Origin of the sequence: Streptococcus vulneris (assembly GCF_019218685.1) — a bacterium.
GTDB classification, from domain to species: domain Bacteria; phylum Bacillota; class Bacilli; order Lactobacillales; family Streptococcaceae; genus Streptococcus; species Streptococcus vulneris.
The window spans coordinates 1-2487 of sequence record NZ_JAHUZC010000021.1 but is presented as its reverse complement, the minus strand read 5'-3'; the positions used below and the strand labels follow the sequence as shown (position 1 = coordinate 2487).

The 2487-nt window shown below is 45.2% G+C and carries 3 protein-coding genes; all 3 read right to left on the bottom strand.

Features of this window, described 5'->3' with window-relative positions; translation table 11 throughout:
- The coding region (gene pstB / locus KUA57_RS09355; protein ID WP_218494140.1) for a phosphate ABC transporter ATP-binding protein PstB at positions 1 to 722 on the bottom strand (722 nt) is incomplete at its 3' end.
- Between the two features lie 10 nt (positions 723 to 732).
- Positions 733 to 1617: a phosphate ABC transporter permease PstA gene (pstA, locus tag KUA57_RS09350; protein ID WP_000543046.1), complete on the bottom strand. Its 885-nt coding sequence runs from the start codon at positions 1615 to 1617 to the stop codon at positions 733 to 735.
- Positions 1607 to 2487: phosphate ABC transporter permease subunit PstC (pstC, locus tag KUA57_RS09345; RefSeq protein WP_218494139.1), on the bottom strand; the 881-nt coding region annotated here is incomplete at its 5' end. The genes pstA and pstC, both read right to left, overlap by 11 nt.

Genomic DNA, 2487 nt, shown 5'->3' with positions numbered 1-2487 from the left:
ATCAAGTCACCCAAGTAGAAAAATCCTGTGTAGTCACTAGCACGCGCAGCCTGCTGCATACTGTGGGTCACGATGATGATGGTAAAGTCCTTCTTCAATTCCAGCATGGTTTCTTCCAGCTGAGCTGTCGCAATCGGATCCAAAGCTGACGCTGGTTCATCCATCAAGAGGATATCTGGTTTAACAGAGATAGCACGAGCGATACAGAGGCGTTGCTGCTGACCACCTGATAGGGTCAAGGCTGACTTGTGCAAATCGTCTTTGACCTGATCCCAGAGGGCAGCCTGACGAAGAGAGGTTTCCACAATTTCATCCAAGACTTGCTTGTCCTTAACTCCTGCACGTTCATGGGCAAAAGTGATGTTACGGTAGATAGACTTGGCAAAGGGATTTGGTCGTTGGAAGACCATTCCAATGTGCTTACGCATCTCATAGACATTGATTTCTGGACGGTTGACATCAATCCCTTGATAGAGGATTTGACCTGTTACCTTGGCAATATCAATGGTATCATTCATCCGATTGAGACTGCGGAGGTAGGTTGATTTCCCTGAACCAGAAGGGCCAATTAAGGCAGTAATTTTATTTTTTTCAAATTGCATATCGATGCCCTTGATGGATTCTTTTTTACCGTAGTAAACATGTAAATCCTTAGTAGAGAGGGCCACTTTCTCTTCAGGAAAGGTGATGATATGCTTTTCATCCCAATTATATTTTGACATGGCTTCTCCTTTAGGCAGCGGTTAATTTCTTATGTAGGTAGCTTCCGAGTTTGCGAGCTCCAAAGTTAAAGATGAGGATAAAGATGAGGAGCACGGCCGCAGAACCTGCTGATACGATGGTTCCATCTGGAATAGTACCTTCACTATTGACTTTCCAGATGTGGACAGCCAAGGTTTCTGCTTGACGGAAGATAGAGATTGGGCTAGTCACACTGAGAATATTCCAGTTAGACCAGTCTAGGGCTGGAGCGGATTGTCCTGCTGTATAGATGAGAGCAGCCGCCTCACCAAAAATACGACCAGAAGCTAAGACGACCCCAGTCACAATACCTGGAAGGGCTTCTGGAATGACCACATGGACCACTGTCTCCCAGCGAGAAATTCCAAGGGCCAAGCCGGCCTCACGTTGCGTATGGTGAACGTGTTTCAAGCTGTCTTCAACATTACGAGTCATCTGAGGTAAGTTAAAGACTGTCAAGGCCAAAGCACCTGAAATGATTGAAAATCCATACTCAAACTGAACTACAAAGATCAAGTAACCAAAGAGACCCACAACCACTGATGGCAGTGAAGACAAGATTTCAATACAGGTTCTGACAAAGTTGGTCACAGGACCTTTTTTAGCATATTCAGCTAGGAAAATCCCAGCCCCCATAGACAAGGGAACAGAGATAATCAAGGTAATAACCAGAAGGAAGAAGGAATTATAGAGCTGAATTCCAATCCCTCCACCTGCTTGGTAAGAAGAGGATTTGCCAGTCAAGAAAGACCAAGAGATGTGGGGCAAACCACGAACCAAGATATAAAGAATCAAGGATGCCAAGATGGCAACGATAATTCCTGCAATTGAGTAGAGGACAGCTGTTGCAATTTTATCTAATTTCTTAGCGTGCATAGTTTTTCTTTCCTCTTTCTTTCGTAATCAATTTAATCACACTGTTGAAGGCCAAACTCATCAAAAGCAAGACTAAGGCCAGTGACCAGAGAACGTTATTATCAACTGTTCCCATAACGGTATTTCCGATACCCATGGTCAAAACAGACGTCAAGGTCGCAGCAGGTGTTGTCAATGAAGTTGGGACAACGGCTGAGTTTCCGACGACCATCTGAATGGCCAAGGCCTCACCAAAGGCACGCGCCATCCCAAAGACCACTGCTGTGAAAATCCCTGAACGCGCTGCCTTCAAGGTCACGCGCCAGATGGTTTGCCAACGAGTGGCACCCATAGCCAAACTAGCTTCCCGGTAGTGACGAGGCACCGCACGCAAGCTATCGGTTGTCATAAAGGTTACCGTCGGTAAAATCATGACAAAGAGAACGAAAATCCCTGACAAAATCCCAAAACCAGTCCCACCAAAGACACTACGGACAAAAGGAACTACGACCTGCAAACCGATAAATCCATACACGACGGAAGGAATCCCAACTAGCAATTCAATGGCTGGCTGCAAGATTCTAGCACCTTTTGGTGAAACTTCAGTCATAAAGACTGCCGCACCAATGGCAAAAGGAGTTGCGATCAGGGCTGATAGGATTGTGACAATAAAGGAACCCAAAATCATAGGAAGGGCACCAAATTGTTTACCTGAAGGATTCCAAGTTTGGCCAAAGAGAAAATCAAAGATATTGACCCCATTGACAAAGAAGGTCGACAAGCCTTTTTGGGCTACGAAGATCAAAATCATAGCCACGATGATAACAATCAAAGACAGACAAGCAAAGGTCAAGCCTTTTCCTAATTTCTCTAGACGAGAGTTCTTTGAGG

What these genes read in the sequence shown, in the direction of transcription:
- pstA (WP_000543046.1), bottom strand. Translation starts at nt 1,617, where the DNA reads ATGCACGCTAAGAAATTAGATAAAATTGCAACAGCTGTCCTCTACTCA.